Annotated in this window: 15 protein-coding genes; 8 read left to right on the top strand and 7 right to left on the bottom strand. The window is 57.1% G+C overall.

The genetic code is table 11. From position 1 onward, the window contains the following. Window positions 1–11 precede the first annotated feature (11 nt). The 7 genes from mtnC to smrA form a co-directional block, all read right to left on the bottom strand. Window positions 12–704, bottom strand: coding sequence for an acireductone synthase (gene mtnC, locus ACZ5Q2_RS11555; protein WP_106693675.1), 693 nt, complete (start codon window positions 702–704; stop codon window positions 12–14). Next, window positions 701–1,261, bottom strand: coding sequence for a 1,2-dihydroxy-3-keto-5-methylthiopentene dioxygenase (locus tag ACZ5Q2_RS11550; protein WP_432210099.1), 561 nt, complete (start codon window positions 1,259–1,261; stop codon window positions 701–703). Before ACZ5Q2_RS11550 ends, mtnC begins: the two co-directional genes overlap by 4 nt. Continuing rightward, window positions 1,258–1,884, bottom strand: coding sequence for a methylthioribulose 1-phosphate dehydratase (locus tag ACZ5Q2_RS11545; protein ID WP_432210100.1), 627 nt, complete (start codon window positions 1,882–1,884; stop codon window positions 1,258–1,260). Before ACZ5Q2_RS11545 ends, ACZ5Q2_RS11550 begins: the two co-directional genes overlap by 4 nt. 88 nt (window positions 1,885–1,972) lie before the next feature. Next, window positions 1,973–4,171 carry a xanthine dehydrogenase family protein molybdopterin-binding subunit gene (locus ACZ5Q2_RS11540; protein WP_432210101.1) on the bottom strand — a complete coding sequence of 733 codons (2,199 nt, stop codon included), beginning with the start codon at window positions 4,169–4,171 and terminating at the stop codon, window positions 1,973–1,975. A 1-nt stretch (window position 4,172) separates the two neighbouring features. Continuing rightward, window positions 4,173–4,661 (bottom strand): (2Fe-2S)-binding protein, encoded by a 489-nt coding sequence (locus ACZ5Q2_RS11535; protein ID WP_061332650.1) that lies wholly within the window; start codon window positions 4,659–4,661, stop codon window positions 4,173–4,175. Between the two features lie 39 nt (window positions 4,662–4,700). Then, window positions 4,701–4,964 carry a hypothetical protein gene (locus tag ACZ5Q2_RS11530; protein ID WP_156471760.1) on the bottom strand — a complete coding sequence of 88 codons (264 nt, stop codon included), beginning with the start codon at window positions 4,962–4,964 and terminating at the stop codon, window positions 4,701–4,703. Next, window positions 4,951–5,532: a DNA endonuclease SmrA gene (gene smrA, locus ACZ5Q2_RS11525; RefSeq protein WP_432210102.1), complete on the bottom strand. Its 582-nt coding sequence runs from the start codon at window positions 5,530–5,532 to the stop codon at window positions 4,951–4,953. The genes ACZ5Q2_RS11530 and smrA overlap by 14 nt, the downstream gene beginning before the upstream one ends. Window positions 5,533–5,729: 197 nt before the next feature. On the opposite strand from smrA, the gene ACZ5Q2_RS11520 reads away from it, so the two are divergent. The 8 genes from ACZ5Q2_RS11520 to ACZ5Q2_RS11485 all read left to right on the top strand — a co-directional run bounded on the left by ACZ5Q2_RS11520 (window position 5,730) and on the right by ACZ5Q2_RS11485 (window position 17,091). Further along, on the top strand, window positions 5,730–7,646 hold the full coding sequence (locus tag ACZ5Q2_RS11520; RefSeq protein ID WP_432210103.1) for a putative nucleotidyltransferase substrate binding domain-containing protein: 1,917 nt from the start codon (window positions 5,730–5,732) through the stop codon (window positions 7,644–7,646). A gap of 14 nt (window positions 7,647–7,660) precedes the next feature. Then, a complete protein-coding gene (locus ACZ5Q2_RS11515) occupies window positions 7,661–8,368 on the top strand; it encodes a 3'-5' exonuclease (RefSeq protein ID WP_152438430.1) in 708 nt (235 codons plus the stop codon). 210 nt (window positions 8,369–8,578) lie between these two features. Next, complete coding sequence (locus ACZ5Q2_RS11510; RefSeq protein ID WP_058090360.1) at window positions 8,579–8,842, top strand: DUF4212 domain-containing protein; 264 nt, start codon at window positions 8,579–8,581, stop codon at window positions 8,840–8,842. 6 nt (window positions 8,843–8,848) lie between these two features. Continuing rightward, a complete protein-coding gene (locus tag ACZ5Q2_RS11505; protein WP_152438431.1) occupies window positions 8,849–10,618 on the top strand; it encodes a sodium:solute symporter family protein in 1,770 nt (589 codons plus the stop codon). Between the two features lie 103 nt (window positions 10,619–10,721). Next, window positions 10,722–11,228 carry a hypothetical protein gene (locus ACZ5Q2_RS11500; RefSeq protein ID WP_061332645.1) on the top strand — a complete coding sequence of 169 codons (507 nt, stop codon included), beginning with the start codon at window positions 10,722–10,724 and terminating at the stop codon, window positions 11,226–11,228. 27 nt (window positions 11,229–11,255) lie between these two features. Beyond that, window positions 11,256–14,774 carry a PAS domain-containing hybrid sensor histidine kinase/response regulator gene (locus ACZ5Q2_RS11495; RefSeq protein WP_432210104.1) on the top strand — a complete coding sequence of 1,173 codons (3,519 nt, stop codon included), beginning with the start codon at window positions 11,256–11,258 and terminating at the stop codon, window positions 14,772–14,774. Continuing rightward, window positions 14,771–16,414 (top strand): response regulator, encoded by a 1,644-nt coding sequence (locus ACZ5Q2_RS11490; RefSeq protein ID WP_432210105.1) that lies wholly within the window; start codon window positions 14,771–14,773, stop codon window positions 16,412–16,414. The genes ACZ5Q2_RS11495 and ACZ5Q2_RS11490 overlap by 4 nt, the downstream gene beginning before the upstream one ends. Continuing rightward, complete coding sequence (locus ACZ5Q2_RS11485) at window positions 16,411–17,091, top strand: sensor histidine kinase (protein WP_072677002.1); 681 nt, start codon at window positions 16,411–16,413, stop codon at window positions 17,089–17,091. Before ACZ5Q2_RS11490 ends, ACZ5Q2_RS11485 begins: the two co-directional genes overlap by 4 nt. Window positions 17,092–17,223: the final 132 nt, after the last annotated feature.

Here is a 17,223-nt window from a genome sequence, read left to right as displayed (position 1 = left end):
TCGACCACCTCCTAACGTTTACGCAGTAGCGCGTCTACCTCCGCAAAATCACGGGCAACAGGCCGACCAGTATCAGGAAGCTCCCCATCACGCACCAGCCAGACGGTTTTAAGCCCAGCTTCCTCAGCCGCCGAGAGCTCGGCTTCCACGTCCGACAGGAACAGAACGGTCGCCGGCTCTACACCTAGCTCGGCAAGAATATTGCGGTAAGACTGTGCTTCTTTTTTGCCGCCCACACCGGTATCGAAGTATCCGGAGAAAAACGGCGTAAAGTCGCCTTCATTACTGAAACCAAAAATCAGTTTCTGTGCCTTCACAGAACCAGAGGAATATACGAACAGCCTTAGGCCCCGATCATGCCAGCGCTGAAGATAATCCGCCGCATCCGGATAGATATCGCCCTTCAGCTCTCCGCTGTGATATCCCTGCTCCCAGACCATGCCCTGCAGTGCTTTGAGCGGCCCTTCTTTGCGATCCTCGGATATCCAGGCCTGGAGGACATCAATCAGGCCCTCCACATCTTTACTGTCGACACCACTTTTTTCTGCGACCAGAGCCAGCTGTTCAGCCACAGCCGGCGTGGTGTGATGGTTCGTGCGGATAAATTCCGGCAAGTGTTTACTGGCGTAGGGAAACAGCACATCGTGCACGAATGAGATCGAGCTGGTCGTGCCCTCTATATCGGTCAGAACTACCCGAATCATCCTGCCACTCCCGCAAGCCCTTCGTAACGGGGCAGTCGACTGGCGATATCCTCGCCGGTAAAGCTCGCAACCCAGCCTTCCGGGTTGGTGAACAGGCGAATGCAAGTGAATTGCGGCTCTGGCCCCATATCAAACCAGTGGCGTGTGCCATCCGGTACACTGATCAAATCGTTCTGCTGGCACAGCAGGGCATACACTTGGTCGCCAAAGTGCAGATAGAACAGGCCCTGGCCCCGCACGAAAAACCGCACTTCATCCTCGCTGTGGGTATGCTCGTCCAGAAACTTCAGGCGGAACGCCTCCTTTTGCGGGTTGTCAGGGTTGAGGCTGACCACATCGGCGGTCTGGAACCCGCATTCCTGCTTCAGGTGCTCAACCTCGTCACTGTAGGCTTCCAGAATCTGCTCCTGGCTGGCATCTGCCGGCAGATCACGGGTTGGCCACTGTTCGAAACGCACTCCGTGGCGGGCGAGCGCATCGCCGATAGCCCTTGGGTCGGTCATCACGGTGTGGGCCTCGTCCGGCTGGCTCTGGTGAAATATGCTCAGGGTAGTCATGGGCGGACCCTCATGGTTTCAAGTTCACATTCAAAGAGAAATTCGAAGGCTTCGACATGGCGCAGGCAATCCGCCATGGTCTTACCCCAGGTATACAGGCCGTGGCCGCGAATCAGGTAACCGGGTTGTTCAGGATGATCCAGAAACCAGGCCCGGGTGTCCTCGGCCAACGCCGGAATATCCTGAGTGTTGTCGAAAACCGGAATGCTCAGCGCACCCTCATGGGTCTCGACGCCGGAAAACGCCTTCTGCAATTCGTAGCCTTCCAGCTCCAGCGCCTGACCCGCAGCAATCAGCCGACTCAATACTGTGGCTTTTACGGAATGGGTGTGCAAGACGGCACCAACCTCCGGGAACACCTGGTAAAGCACGGTATGCAACAGGGTTTCTGCGGAGGATTTGCACTGGCTTTGGACCGGCCGACCGTCAAGATCAACCACCATGACGTCTGCGGTGGTCAGCTGCCCCTTGTGGCGGCCAGACACCGTAATGGCCACATGATCACTGTCGATCCGCGCAGAATAATTGCTGCTGGTGGCAGGCGACCAGCCACGGCCGTAAAGGAACTGACCTGCATCCACAATGGACTGAGCCGCTGTGGCGTATCGTGTTACATCAAACACACGCAATCTCCCGGTTGAAACGTGCCCTGCCGGGCAAGCGATGGCCGCCATTATAGGACGGCCATCGCTCCCCGAAAACCGCTTTGGCTCAAGCCGTCAACGGCAGGCGGCGCTGGCGCTTTCCGGTCAGCGCAAACAGGGCATTGCCCAGGGCGGGAATCACCGGGGGCACGCCCGGCTCACCCACACCGGTCGGGTCTGCCTCACTGTCAACAATATCCACCACCACTTCGGGCGTCTGGTGCATCTGCATCAGGCGGTAGTCGTGGAAATTGCTCTGCCGGATCTCGCCGTTGTCGAAGTTGATCTCGCCGTAGAGTGCGGCGGTCAGGCCAAACAGGATGCCACCCTCGATCTGGTCTTCAACAATCCTGGGATTAACCACCTGGCCGCAATCCACGCTGCAGATCACCTTGTACACCCGTATTTCACCGTTCTCGATTCCGGCTTCAACCACTTGGGCCACATAGGTACCAAAGCTCTTGAACAAGGCGAGCCCCCGGGCCCGACCTTCCGGCGCGGGCTGGCCCCAATCCGCCAGCCGGGCTGCGCGCTCTAGTACTTCACGATGTCGCGGCTCGCCATCCAGCATTTTCAGTCGGAATTGCAGCGGATCTTCACCGGATTCGTGGGCCAGCTCATCCATAAAGGTTTCCACCGCAAACCCGTTGTGGGAATAACCCACCGAACGCCACCAGGTAATGGGCACACCGGGATCGGTGTGGGTATGGCGAACGCTGACGTTCTGCACTTGGTAGGGGTACTCAATGGCCCCTTCAATGGCCGAAATATCTTTTGGTGTGGCAATACCCTCAGCCATCAGCCCTACCCGCCCCAGGGTGTCGTAGAGGAACTTGGGCGCCCAGGGATACTGTGCGGGTGCGGCATTGCGCACGTACCAGTCCAGAACCTGCGGGCCGACGATCTGATGGTGCCAGCCGGTCAGTTCGCCGTCGTTCAGGCTGCCTTTCATACGATGCAACATGGCAGGGCGCAGGAAGCCGTGACGAGTGTCTTCTTCCCGGGACCAGATCAGCTTGACCGGAACCTTCAGTTGATAGGCCACAGCGGCAGCTTCTTCGATATAGTCCTGGGTGAGGCGACGGCCGAACCCGCCGCCAAGGAATGTGGTGTGAATAGTGATCTTGCCCGGTGACAGATCGGAATGACGAGCTGCGGCAATGCGCCCCAGGTCTGGCGCCTGGGTGGGTGCCCAAACATCCATTCCACCATCGCGATACCAGGCCGTAGCATTCATCGGTTCCATGGTGGCATGGGCCAGATAGGGCTGCTCATACTCGGCTTCAACCACCTGTTTTGCCCGATCGGCTGCCTTATCGACATTACCCTCACTGCGTTCTTTGACCCCGGAATTTTCACTCGCGGCCTTGCGGTAACCCTCAAAAACGGCTTCTGTGTCGGTATCCAGCGCTTCAGAGAAGTCCCACTCTACCTGCAATTTCTGCTGAGCCTTTCTTGCCTGCCAATAGCGCTGGGCAACCAGAGCAACACCGCGCTCAGTGATGAAGGCATCGGTTACACCTGGCATACCGATGACGTCATCGCGGTTGAAGCTGCTGGCCTTGCCGCCGTAGCGGGGGCTGCGGGTCATAACCGCATAGACCATGCCAGGAAGCTCGACATCCATCCCGTAGACGGCGGTACCCGTTGCCTTGGCACGGGCATCCAGCTTGCCGCCTTTGCGGCCGATGTATTTCCATTCGGCGCGGGGTTTGAGGGGCACCTTGCCCCGGATAACTTCCCGGTCCGCCAGCTCCACCAATTGGCCGTAACGTAACGAATCAAGTCCGTTAGGATGCACCACCCGGCCATCCTGGGTAGTGCACTGGTCCGCGTCTACTTCCCACACCCGGGCAGCCGCCATCACCAACATCTGCCGGGCCTGCGCGCCGGCAACCCTCAGCGGCTCCCAGCTTGTGGCCAGGCTGGTACTGCCGCCGGTCAGCTGCAAACCAAACAGGGGGTTTCGGTATTCCGGCGCCACCGGGGCAAACCTGACTTTAATCCTGCTCGGCTCCACATCCAGTTCTTCAGCCACCAGGGTGGTCAAACCGGTGTAGGTGCCCTGCCCCATCTCAACCCGGGCCAGGGTAAAGATGATTTCATCATCACGGGTCAATTCCAGCCAGATATCCGGCTTCCACTCTCCGGTCTCGGGCTGGTACCCGGTCTGGACAGAGGCGCACCCCGGGATAGATACCGCCAGTATCAAGCTGCCTGAAGCACCCGTGCTGACTTTCAGAAAATCACGACGATTCATGGTCATGTCAGGCGTCCTCCCCGGCGGGCTGGTAATGGCCAACCGAACCGGCAACCGCCTCGACGGCGGCGACAATACGGGAATAGGTACCGCACCGGCACAGGTTTCCGGTCATGGCGGTCACAATGTCCTGACGAGATGGCGACGGATTGTTGTTCAGAAGGTGCGCTGCGGTCATGATCTGGCCCGACTGACAGTATCCGCACTGGGGAACGCCCTGATCAATCCAGGCCTGTTGCAACGGGTGCAACTGGCCATCTTCGGACAAACCTTCGATAGTGGTCACGGAAGCGCCGTCTACCGACGCCACCGGTGTTGAACAGGAGCGCGCTGGCTGACCGTTAACATGAACCGTGCAAGCGCCGCACAAGCCGGCACCGCAACCAAACTTGGTGCCCTTGAGCCCTACTTCATCCCGAATCACCCACAACAGAGGCGTATCGGAATCAACATCAACTGTGTGCCTTTGGCCGTTAATCGTCAGGCTGAATGCCATGGGCCTTTCCTTTTATTATTTGCTGGAAGACGAATTCGTTCACTTGATCACTTCTTTGCCATCCTGGTCTACCCAGATCTTGCGGTCACCGGTATTCATTTTGCCATTGGAATCCCAGACTTCACGATCTTTGGTGGCACTCTCCACCTTGCCGTTGTCGTCCCAGATCACCCGGTCTTTGCAACCCGCCAGAGTGAACAGGCCGGCCATAACAATCACCACCAGAGAACCCTTTTTCATCATCAATAACCTCATCAGCTGTTTGAAATGCAGTACCGTGATTCGTTGATCACCGGCGGCCATGCAATTCCCGATTACTCTGTTTGTCCCGGTCGCTCTTGCGAACCATGACATAGACCGCGCCGGTTCCACCATGGTGTTTCTGGGCCGAGTGAAAGGCCAGTACGCTGTCCAGTTCCGGAAGCCACTTCGCCAGGTAGCTTTTCAACTGGGCAATGCCATCGGGGTTGCGCTCACCCTTACCGTGCAAAATGATGACTGAACGCAAGCCGTAGCGCACACAATCGTTGATAAACGCAAATACCTCCCGGCGGGCTTCCTCAACGGTCATCCGGTGCAGATCCAGCCTGGCCTCGATCGGGTACTGCCCCAGCCGGAGCTTGCGGAACACACCATGCTGAATACCGGGCCGCATCCAGCTAAGGACGTCATGGGCCGTCAGCGGCTCAACCATGTCAGAAGTCAGCGGGTTCAGGTCACGAACCGGCTTTTCAACGGCCGCTTTCTGCCGTTCCAGATGCCCGGGCGTCAGCTCCCTGGGGGTCGACACTTCGGCCCGATTGGGTTTCCGAATACGCCGGACATCCTTCATCTCTTCAAGAAACGCCAGGCGTTCATCTTTACTGGTCATGAGCTATCTGTTTCTGGATTGACGAGTATCAGAACTCTACCACCGTGCCGGGCTACCATAAAGAAAAGCCCTGAGACACGTTTCGACCAAAATCGTAGGGCATAACATGGCTCCGCTGAACTACACTGCAAGCGGACAACAATAACTACGGAACAGCGGCGAAGGCCGACCAACTCCGACCCACGACGGATTGCGATATGGCAGCAGCGAACCAGGACACATCCCGCCCCCAGAACACCCGAGCCATCATGACATTTCTGCGGGAACATGCACCTTTTTCCAGCATGGATGACACCCACCTGGCCCATTTTGCTGAACATGCCACCCTGAGATTCTACGCCGATGAAGACGTGGTGCTCTCGCCGGATGACGGCGTAGTAAAGCGCTTTTACATCGTTAAACAAGGCCGTATTCGGGGCGAACGCCACAACGAAAAAGAGGATCGGGCAGAAACCACCTTCGAAATCAGCCAGGGCGAATGCTTCCCCCTCGCGGCCCTGATTGGCGAGCGCCCTACCCGCACCCTGCACCGGGCCTCGGGAGACACCTTCTGCCTGAGCATTGAACAAAAAGCGTTCATCACCCTGTTCTCCGAAAGCGAACCCTTCCGGGACTTCTGCCTGCGCGGCGTCAGCAGCCTGCTGGATCAGGTCAACCAGCGTATCCAGTCCAAGGCGATGGCCTCGATCGGGTCCAGCAACAGCCTGGATACCCCGCTTGAACGTTACGCCCTGCGCAATCCTATCGTTTGCTCGCCCGACCTGCCGGTGCGCAAGGCAGTGGCCCGCATGCATGAGAATAATGTGGGCAGCATCATTATTACGGATGACAACCGCCACCCCAAGGGCATATTCACGTTGCGCGATTTGCGCACCATGATTGCCGAGGAGCGAGGCCCCCTCGACACCCCTATCCGGCAGGTCATGACCGCCGATCCCTGCTGCTTGCCCTCAACGGCCGATGCCTTTGAAGCGGCCATGTTGATGGCCGAGCACCACTTTGCACATCTGTGCGTGATCGATGAGGAAAATCATCTGATTGGGGTGGTCTCCGAGCGGGACCTGTTCTCCCTCCAGCGCGTGGACCTGGTAAACCTGGCCCGAACTATCGGTACAGCCACCCACCTGCGCACGCTGGTGAGCCTGCGTACCGACGTTTCCCGCCTGGTGGATTCCATGCTGGCCCACGGCGCGGACTCCGGGCAGGTGGTCAAGATCATCACCACGCTCAACGATGTGACCGTTCGGCGGGTACTGGAACTGAACCTGAAGAAAAACGATCCCGGTATCCCTTTCACCTGGCTGACCTTTGGCAGCGAAGGCCGGCAGGAGCAAACACTGCTGACCGACCAGGACAACGGTATCCTGTTCGAGACGCCCGAGGGCATGACCGAGGACCAGGTTAGGGAAAAGCTGCTGCCGTTCGCGCGCAAGGTGAATGATGAATTGGCCGAGTGTGGCTTTACCCTGTGTAAAGGCAACATCATGGCAAGCAACCCGAAACTGTGTCTGAGCGATCGGGAGTGGGATGACTGGTTCGTTCGGTTTATCGACGCCTCCACCCCCCAGAATCTGGTGTACTCATCCATCTTCCTGGATATGCGCTCAGTATTCGGGCCAACGGAGCCATTGAACCGATTGCTGGAGAAAGTTCTGGACAGGATTCGCAAGAACGCCCTGTTCCAGAAGATGCTGGCGGGCAATGCGCTGCAACGCAAACCACCGCTCACCATGTTCAGGAACTTTCGCTATCTGAATGACGAGAAAAAGCATTCCCTGGACCTGAAACGACAAGGCCTGGCGCCGTTTGTCGAATCCGTCCGGGTATTCGCCCTGGCCCACGGGGTGGAAGCTGCCAATACCCTGGAGCGAATGGACGCCCTGTCCCGCAAGGGGGTTTTTGACGCCAAAGATGCGAACGCGTGGAAAGAGGCGTACAGCCTGATCCAGGCCATCCGTATGCGTGCCCACCAGGAGATGCTGGACAGGGGCGAGGAACTGACCAACTACATTGATCCGGACGACCTGAATCCGCTGGATCGAAGGATTCTGAGGGAGTCTTTCCGCCAGGCCCAACGGCTCCAGCAGAAGCTGGAAGTCACTTACCAACTCTAGGTACCGGAAGCACCATGCTCGACTACATCAAGCAATGGCTGGCACAGCGAAGGGGCGGCGCCGTTGGCAATCACGATCCAGACAACCTGCCCACGCCGAAAACGGTGAGCGACCAGCCGCTGTCCCGGTGCCGCCTGATCGTACTGGACCTTGAGACCACCGGACTGAATGCCTCGAAAGATGAAGTTATCGCCATCGGCGCTGTGGCTATTGAGGGCGGGGTCATTCACCTGAATGATCAGTTTGATCTGATCCTGCGCCGACCGGAGCTCGATATCCGGGAAACCGTGCTGATCCATGGTATCGGGCCGGAGGCCCTGACCCAGGGCCACGAAACCGAAGATGCCCTGCTCTACCTGCTGGAGTGGATGAACGGCGACCCAATTCTTGCCTACCACTCCGCATTCGACCAGAAATTCCTCGAAAAAACCCTGAAAGCCCAGCTTGGCTACACCGTCCCCCACATCTGGATGGATGTTGCCGAGCTACTACCGGCGATATTCCCAAAAGCAGAAACCAGGGGGCGCAGCCTCGACCACTGGGCCGACTTCTTCAAACTCGAAGTCAGTGAACGGCATCACGCCGCTGCCGATGCCATGGTGACCGCAGAACTGACACTCATGGCCCTGAACCGGGCGCAAAAAAATGGCGTCAAGAACCTGAAAGAACTGGCGGAAAAGCTGCATTATCAGCGCCGTTTACAGAACATGCACCGCTACTGACAACCTGCTTCAGCACCTGATGTCCTTGACCGATTACAAGGCAAGTTACTGAGAGTTAGACCATTTGCCAATATCCATAATTCCATTGACCAGTAAAGTCGGAGGAGACAACAAGTCGGAGAAGTACTACATGAATAATAAATTCTCTATCCGCAACACCTCACAATTAACCCACCCAACCTCCACAACAACAATACAGGAGTGATGTGTATGTCAGGTCATAGCTACGACGCTGAAAATTACTGGAAGGCGAACCTGCGCCTGATATTCGGGAGCCTGATCATCTGGGCCCTGGTGTCTTATGGCTTCGCCATTCTGTTACGTCCCATGCTGGCGGGAATTCCGGTCGGTGGCACCGATCTCGGTTTCTGGTTCGCCCAGCAAGGCTCCATTCTTACCTTCATTGCCCTGATCTTTTTCTACGCCTGGCGTATGAACAAGATCGACGAGCAATTCGGCGTACATGAGGAGTAAGACACCATGAGCCAATTTGCAATCAACCTGCTTTTCGTCGGGGGTTCCTTCCTCCTGTATATCCTGATCGCTGTGTGGGCGAAAGCCGGCAGCACCAGCGATTTCTACGTTGCCGGCGGCGGCGTTCACCCGGTCACCAACGGTATGGCGATCGGTGCCGACTGGATGTCTGCAGCGTCCTTCATTTCCATGGCGGGCCTTATCGCCGCCGGTGGTTATGCAAACTCCACGTTCCTGATGGGCTGGACCGGCGGCTACGTTCTGCTGGCCATGCTGCTGGCTCCTTACCTGCGTAAGTTCGGCAAGTTCACGGTTCCCGAGTTCATTGGTGACCGCTACTACAGCGCCAACGCACGTCTGGTCGCCGTTATCTGTCTGATCGTTGCCTCCGTCACCTACGTTATCGGCCAGATGGCCGGTGCTGGTGTTGCCTTCTCCCGCTTCCTGGAAGTAGACGCCACCAACGGCCTGATGATCGCAGCGGTTGTGGTGTTCATCTACGCCGTACTCGGTGGCATGAAAGGCATCACCTACACCCAGGTGGCCCAGTACTGCGTTCTGATCATCGCCTACACCATTCCGGCGGTGTTCATTTCCCTGCAACTGACCGGCAACCCGATCCCGATGTTCGGTATGTTCTCAACCCATACTGAATCCGGTCTGCCATTGCTTGAAAAACTGAACATGGTGGTCACCGACCTTGGCTTCCGGGAATACACGGCAGACATCGACAACAAACTGAACATGGTTCTGTTTACCCTGTCCCTGATGATCGGTACCGCTGGCCTGCCCCACGTTATCATCCGTTTCTTCACCGTTCCCAAGGTTGCGGACGCTCGTTGGTCCGGCGGCTGGGCCCTGGTCTTCATCGCCCTGCTGTACCTGACTGCTCCGGCTGTTGCTTCCATGGCGCGCCTGAACCTGATGACCACTATCTACCCGGAAGGCACCGCAGCCCAGCCCATCGAATATGATGCGCGTCCTGGCTGGATTGCTACCTGGGAAGAAACCGGTCTGATCAAGTTCGAGGACAAGAACAACGACGGCCGCATCCAGGTGTATAACGACGGCAATGCCGATTTCGCAGCCACCGCAGCTGAGAGGGGCTGGGAAGGCAACGAGCTGTCCGTTAACAACGACATCCTGGTACTGGCCAACCCGGAAATCGCCAACCTGCCCGGCTGGGTTATTGGTCTGATTGCTGCCGGCGGTCTGGCTGCGGCTCTGTCAACGGCGGCAGGTCTGTTGCTGGCTATTTCCTCGGCGGTGAGCCACGACCTGATCAAAGGCCGAATCAACCCCAACATCACCGATAAGGGCGAACTGTTGGCGGCACGGATCTCCATGGCCGTTGCCATCGTCGTTGCCACCTGGTTGGGCGCCAACCCGCCCGGGTTCGCGGCACAGGTGGTCGCTCTGGCCTTTGGTATCGCTGCTGCCTCCCTGTTCCCGGCGCTGATGATGGGGATTTTCTCCAAGCGCGTAAACAACGTAGGCGCTACCCTGGGTATGTTGGCCGGTCTGATCTTCACCCTGGTCTACATCTTCATCTACAAGGGCTGGTTCTTCATTCCGGGAACCAACAACCTGCCGGATACCGCCGAGTTCTGGGTACTGGGTATTTCCCCGCTGTCCATCGGTGCGGTTGGTGCTCTGGTCAACTTTGCGGTAGCCTTCGGGGTATCGAAAGTGACCGCCGAGCCGCCTGTTGAAATCCAGGAGCTGGTTGAAAGCGTCCGTTACCCACGCGGTGCCGGTAGCGCTCAAGACCACTAAGCTGAAAGACAGCCTGATTCATTGAAACTAATGACGGGTTGAGACCGAACGGGCTTCCTCACTGAGGGAGCCCGTTCTTTTTTGAGTTAAGGAATCCAATCCTATGTTCTGGACTTTTGTTGCCACTATTGTTTGCGGTCTCGGAGCTGCGGGCATCGCCATGGGCATCCGCGCCGCCACCGCAAAGCGTGCACCCCGATGGATCATTCCGGTGTTTGCAGGTGCCGGCATGCTCGGCTACCTTGTTTATGGCGAATATACTTGGTATGACCACAAGCGATCATTACTCCCTGAAGAAGCGGTTGTCGTGGCGACTGAGCAGGAGAAGATTTTCTTCCGCCCCTGGACCTTCGTATTTCCCTATGTCACCGCCTTCTCCACCGTCGACACGAGTGATTTCCGCCGGGATACCAGCGACGATGATATTGTTCGCTTCACCCTCTACCGTTTTGAGCAAACCGTGACAGACGCGGTATCACACCGGGCTCACCTGATCCATTGCCAGAGCCGGGAGCTGGTCCCCCTTGGTTCAGATGGCGTGCCACGAGTGGACAATATGAAGTTGCTGACCGCAAACGATCCTCTTTACAGAACCGTGTGCGGTAACTGACATCGGATAACCGGATAACAACAAAGCATGATTAGCGCCTGGCTGCTGATAGTTATATCCATTAGCTACATTTCCCTGTTGTTCGTCATTGCCTGGGCGGGTGACCGACACCCGGGATTGTATCGACGCAGGCTGGCGCGAACCCACATCTACGCTCTATCACTGGCGGTCTACTTTACCTCCTGGACATTCTACGGTGCCGTCGGGCGAGCCACCCAGGAAGGCTTTGCCTTTCTTCCCATCTACCTGGGGCCACTACTGGTATTCCTGTTCTTTGCACCGCTCTTGCGGCGCATTATTTACATCAGTAAACGCAACAACAGCACCTCCATTGCCGACTTTATCGCCTCCCGTTACGGCAAGTCTCAGGTGCTGGCGGCCATGGTGGCGATCTTTGCCCTGATTGGCAGCGTTCCCTATATTGCCCTGCAGCTCAAAGCCATTGCGCTGGGCTTTAACGTATTGACCGAGGGGGGAATCGGCTACCAGGAACTGAGCACAGCTGCCTGGAATGACTCCGCCTGGTACATCACCCTGGCCCTGGCAGTCTTTACCGTGTTATTCGGCACCCGACACCTTGAATCAACCGAGCATCATCGAGGCATGATCCAGGCGGTCGCCTTTGAATCACTGATCAAACTGGTGGCCTTCATCGCCGTTGGCCTGTTTGTTGGTTACGGGCTTTATAATGGTTTTGGCGACCTGTTCAGCCGGGTGAAACAGGCCGACCTGGTGGGCACCCTGACCACCAGTTCCCTTGAGACACCTGCGTTCCTGACTCAAACCCTGATCGCCATGCTGGCGATTGTCTGCCTTCCCCGCCAGTTTCACGTCATGGTCGTGGAAAATGCTGATCACCGTGATTTTGAGACAGCGCGATGGGCCATGCCGATTTACCTGGTCATTGCCAGCGCCTTTGTACTGCCCATTGCAGCTGCTGGACTACTGAACTCCGATCTCGCCGGCGGTGATCCCGACATCATCATCCTGCAACTGCCCATCGTGGCGGGTGAGCAATGGCTGGCCGTGCTAGCCTTTCTCGGCGGCGGCTCAGCCGCAGCGGCCATGGTTATTGTCTGTTCTGTGGCCATTGCCACCATGGTCAGCAACGAAATCATCATGCCCGGGCTGTTGCGTTTTTTCCGGCCCGGCATGAACCGCAGGACAGACCTGAGCTTCCTTTTGCTCACCATTCGCCGGGTAGCCATCTTTGTCGTGCTGTTTACCGCTTACGGTTTTTACCGGATGGCGGGCGCAGATTACAGCCTCACCGCTTTCGGCCTGCTGTCCTTTGCCGCCGCCGCCCAGTTTGGGCCAGCCCTGGTGGGCGGCATCATCTGGCGGCGCGGGAATTTTACCGGGGCCGCCTGGGGCCTCGGCCTTGGCTTCCTGATGTGGTGCTACACCCTGCTGTTACCAGCCCTGGTGTCCACCGGCTGGATTGCCGACACGCTGATCGAACAGGGGCTGTTTGGCCTGAACTGGACCCGCCCGACTGCCCTGTTCGGCTCTGAGCTGGACCAGATCAGCCACGGCATTATCTGGAGCCTCGGCATTAACACCGGCACCTACATCCTGCTGTCACTGGTAACCCGGCAGCGCATCCGCGAACGGATCCAGATTGCCGCCTTCTTCCATGAATCCCAGCCAAAACCGGAAAGCGCACAACATCAGAGCTGGCAGGGCGAGGTCCTGACCTCCGATCTCCAGGCCCTGACCGATCGATTCATGGGTGAGGAACGCTCCGAGAGCGTCTTCCGCAATTACGAGCGCCGCAACGCCATCAGGCTGTACCCGCACCGGCCCGCCTCTACCCACCTGATGAAATACATCGAGCGCCAACTGGCCTCGGTTATTGGTGCGTCTACCGCCCGTGTCGTCCTGGAGTCCACCCTGACCGGGCGGGATATGCAGATCGAGGATGTGGTCAGCATCGTAGATGAAGCGTCCCAGGCCATGACCTTCAGCCGCGAGCTGCTGCAATCTGCGATCGAAAACATCAGCCTGGGTGTATCGGTGGTCAATCATCAACAGCAGTTGGTGGTTTGGAACCATCGCTACCTGGAGCTGTTCAATTACCCCAAAGGATTCGTCCGGGTTGGCCGGCCGGTGGAAGACCTGATGCGTTACAACCTGACCAACGCCAACCTGTCAGCCAGGCGCATAGATGACATCATCGATAACCGCTGCAACAGCATGCGCGAAGGCAAACCCATGTCATACGAACGCCAGCGCCCGGACGGCACCGTTGTCCGGGTGGATGGTAGCCCCATCCCCGGGGGTGGCTATGTCACCACGTTCCAGGACATTACAGCCATGCGTCGCACCGAGCAGGCCCTGAAGGAGACCAATATCTACCTGGAGCAACGGGTACGGGAACGTACTCAGGAACTGCAGGTGATTAACGAACAGATGCTGAAAGCAAAATCGGTCGCGGAACAGGCCAACCAGAGCAAGACCCGGTTTCTTGCCTCGGCCAGCCACGACCTGCTTCAACCATTGAATGCGGCACGACTATTCACCTCCGCCCTGTCAGGCAAGGTTATTGAGGGTGATACCCGTGAACTGGTTGAGCACATCGACAGCTCACTTGGCGCGGCTGAAGAGATCATCAGCACCTTGCTCGATATCTCCAAGCTGGACGCCGGGGCACTGGAGCCGGATATCGGCGTGTTCCCGGTCAACGAACTGCTCCGCCACCTGGCAACGGAATTCTCTGCTATCGCCAAAGATCAGGAGCTGGACCTGCATGTTGTTCCCAGCAGCGCCTGGGTACGATCAGACGTCAAGTTGCTACGCCGGGTAGTCCAGAACTTCCTGTCCAACGCCATTCGCTACACGGCCAGTGGCAAGATACTGATGGGCTGCCGTCGGCTCAAAGGCTACCTGCGCATTGAGGTCTGGGACACCGGCCCAGGAATGTCCGAAGACCAGCTCACCCATGTTTTCGAGGAGTTCCGGCGCTTCCAGCATGGCCGTGACAAGAAGGGGCTGGGTCTTGGCCTGGCCATTGTGGACCGCATCAGCGGCATGCTGAACCACCCGGTCACCGTGCACTCAGTTCAGGGCAAAGGGAGCGTTTTCGGTATCACCGTACCACTTGCGCCACCAGACCTGAGCCGCGCCGAATCCAATAAGCCCGGCGCCAGCACAAGGCGGGTATCCAGTCTCGGAGGTTTGCATGTTCTGTGTATCGATAACGATCCGGCCATACTGCAAGGTATGGTCGCGTTACTGGGCAACTGGCAGTGTGATGTGACTGCGGCCGAAAGCCTGGAAGATGCCCTGGAAAAACTGGCAGACCGCTTACCGGATATTATACTTGCGGATTATCAGCTGGATGATAACCGCAATGGTTTGGATGCCATGGACAGCATAAGAGACAAACTTGGCCATGGCATACCGGGCATTCTGATAACCGGTTATATGGCGCCAGAGGTACGCGAAGACGCCGGGAACCGCGGCTATCAGGTTCTCTACAAGCCGGTTAAACCAGCGGCACTGAGAGCGCTCGTCAACAAATTACTTAAACAAAAGCGCACATGAACCAGGCCGACAGGAAAGACGCGATCAACCCCTTTGGAAAACTCAACTTCCTGGTGGTTGATGATTTCGAGAACTTCCGTCTATCGATGCGCCAGATGCTCAGAAGCTGTGGCGCAGACAAAATCGAGCTGGTGGCCCACGCCACCCCGGCAATCCAGTACTGCACCTACAACCACGTAGATGTTGTCCTGTGTGATTACAACCTGGGGGAAGGCAAGAACGGCCAGCATATTCTTGAGGAGCTCCGACACAAGAAGCTTCTGAGCCGCTCCTCCCTGTTCTTGATGGTGACCGCCGAAACGTCCAAAGAGATGGTCATGGGCGCCCGTGAATACCAACCGGATGCTTACCTGACCAAGCCGTTGAACCGCGCCATGCTGGAGAAGCGCCTTGGCGCCCTGGTTCAGCAACGTAGTGCCTTGCTACCGATTACCCGTGAAATGGATCGGGAGAACTACCCTGAGGCCATTTCACAATGCCTACAGCTTCTGCCCAAACAACCAAGGTACAAAACCTGGCTAATGAAAACCCTGGGCGAACTGTATTTCATCGTCGGCGATCTGTCACACGCCCTGAAAGTGTATGACGAGGTACTCGCGCAGCGGGAGCTTTCCTGGGCCCGACTGGGCCGTTGCAAAGTATTGCTGGGTAACAGAAACTTTGACGACTCTGTGGAAGGCCTGAAAGCCCTGATCGCCAAACACCCCGATTACATGGAAGCCTACGACCTGTTGGCCGAAGGCCTGGAAAAGCAGGGTAAAGCAGTGCAAGCCCAGCAGATCCTGGAAAAAGCCGCAGAGCACTCACCAAACGCCCTGCTACGCCAGAAACACCTGGCGCTGCTGGCCAGTACCAACCAGGACATAGACACCGCCTCACAGGCCTGGCGGCAGACTGTGACACTGGGAACCTATTCGATTCACGATAACTCTGAACACTACCTGTCGCTGGCCCAAAGCCTCTCCGACCTCAGCGAAGGACACCCGGAAGCCGAAGGTGCGGAACATGCGGCAGAAGCCCTGAATGTGCTGGCGAAGATGGAAAAGCGTTTCGCCGACGACGACAGCATCGGCCTGAAAAGTCGTATTGTGCAATGCCGTGTTCACGCCGGACAGGGCAACCAGAAAGCTGCAGAAAAGCTGCTGGGCGACTTACAGACAGAACTGGAAACACTGGAGGACATCCCGGCAGATCTGGGTCTCGACTATGCCAAGACCCTGTTTAGGTTGAGGCATGATGAAGAGGCCAAGTCGTTGCTGTCGGATCTGGCGGCCCGTTACGGTGACAATCCGGAAACTCTGCAGAAAATTGAAAACCTTCTCGATGAACCCGTTGGCTTCCGCCAGAAAATAGAAGCCCGGGGATACAACCGAGATGGAATCAAAGCATTCGAATCCGGCGATCTGGACGGCGCGGTCGAGGCCTTCAACCGAGCCCTGGCGATCGTTCCGGATCATGCCGCCCTGAATCTCAACCTGATTCAGGTGTTACTGCGAAAGTATGATCAGGCTCCGGAAGATCATAGCCTGCTCACTACCTGCCAGGAATGCCTCAGGCGGCTCGAAGGCCTGCCTGAACAACACAGACAGCACCGCCGTTACAGCGCACTGGCCAGAAAACTGAAAGGACTGACTGCATGACTGACCACAACATCGACTTTTCAATGGTACTGGCTTCAGCCGTGCATGACATGAAAAACTCCCTCGGCATGCTGCTGAACACCCTTGATGAACTCCGTACCGAACATGAAGAGTCGCTGTCGGGCTCCAGCAAGTTCAATATGCTGCAGTACGAGGCCGAGCGCATGCACAATGACCTTGTTCAGTTGCTGGGTATCTATCGGCTGGGTGAGAACAATCTGTCAGCCCACATTGATGAACACTTTGTACCGGATTTTCTCTCCGAGCATATGGCACGACACGTCCCCCTGCTTGATGGCCTGGGCATCGATTACGCCATTGAAGCCGATGACATCAATGGTTTCTTCGATGACGATCTGCTTACCGGGGTGCTTAACAACACCATCAATAACGCCATCCGCTATACCAAAACCAAAATCCGCCTGACCGCCCGGGAACAGGATGGCTATCTGGTGCTTGGTGTGGAAGATGACGGCACAGGCTATCCGGAGAGCATGCAACATACCGGAACGCTCAGCTTCAAATCCCTCGACTTCAACAGCGGCAGCACAAGCCTCGGTCTTTTCTTCGCGTCTTCCGTGGCTAAGCTGCATACGGAAGGCGACCGCACCGGTTCAATAACGCTGCACAACGGCGGGAAATATGGTGGAGGGGTGTTTGAAATCTGGCTGCCCTGAACGTGCCTTCCTGGAAAAATCAAATGAGCGTCGCAAAACAGACTCTCTGGCGCCCTCTCCCCTGTTTATTTTTTGAACTCCGCTTATAGTGCGACAAGCAATCCTGCATTACCAATGCAGCTACAGAATCGT

The sequence above is a fragment of the Marinobacter alkaliphilus genome, assembly GCF_055394375.1.
This window is presented reverse-complemented; position numbering and strand designations above follow the sequence as displayed.

Bases quoted from the DNA above. Each gene is read 5' to 3' on its own strand.
- ACZ5Q2_RS11505 (WP_152438431.1), top strand. From the start codon at position 8,849: ATGAGCCAATTTGCAATCAACCTGCTTTTCGTCGGGGGTTCCTTCCTC.
- ACZ5Q2_RS11530 (WP_156471760.1), bottom strand. From the start codon at position 4,964: ATGGCCGCCGGTGATCAACGAATCACGGTACTGCATTTCAAACAGCTG.
- ACZ5Q2_RS11485 (WP_072677002.1), top strand. From the start codon at position 16,411: ATGACTGACCACAACATCGACTTTTCAATGGTACTGGCTTCAGCCGTG.
- ACZ5Q2_RS11540 (WP_432210101.1), bottom strand. From the start codon at position 4,171: ATGACCATGAATCGTCGTGATTTTCTGAAAGTCAGCACGGGTGCTTCA.
- ACZ5Q2_RS11535 (WP_061332650.1), bottom strand. From the start codon at position 4,661: ATGGCATTCAGCCTGACGATTAACGGCCAAAGGCACACAGTTGATGTT.
- ACZ5Q2_RS11510 (WP_058090360.1), top strand. From the start codon at position 8,579: ATGTCAGGTCATAGCTACGACGCTGAAAATTACTGGAAGGCGAACCTG.
- mtnC (WP_106693675.1), bottom strand. From the start codon at position 704: ATGATTCGGGTAGTTCTGACCGATATAGAGGGCACGACCAGCTCGATC.
- ACZ5Q2_RS11500 (WP_061332645.1), top strand. From the start codon at position 10,722: ATGTTCTGGACTTTTGTTGCCACTATTGTTTGCGGTCTCGGAGCTGCG.
- ACZ5Q2_RS11490 (WP_432210105.1), top strand. From the start codon at position 14,771: ATGAACCAGGCCGACAGGAAAGACGCGATCAACCCCTTTGGAAAACTC.
- ACZ5Q2_RS11520 (WP_432210103.1), top strand. From the start codon at position 5,730: ATGGCAGCAGCGAACCAGGACACATCCCGCCCCCAGAACACCCGAGCC.
- ACZ5Q2_RS11495 (WP_432210104.1), top strand. From the start codon at position 11,256: ATGATTAGCGCCTGGCTGCTGATAGTTATATCCATTAGCTACATTTCC.
- smrA (WP_432210102.1), bottom strand. From the start codon at position 5,532: ATGACCAGTAAAGATGAACGCCTGGCGTTTCTTGAAGAGATGAAGGAT.
- ACZ5Q2_RS11550 (WP_432210099.1), bottom strand. From the start codon at position 1,261: ATGACTACCCTGAGCATATTTCACCAGAGCCAGCCGGACGAGGCCCAC.
- ACZ5Q2_RS11515 (WP_152438430.1), top strand. From the start codon at position 7,661: ATGCTCGACTACATCAAGCAATGGCTGGCACAGCGAAGGGGCGGCGCC.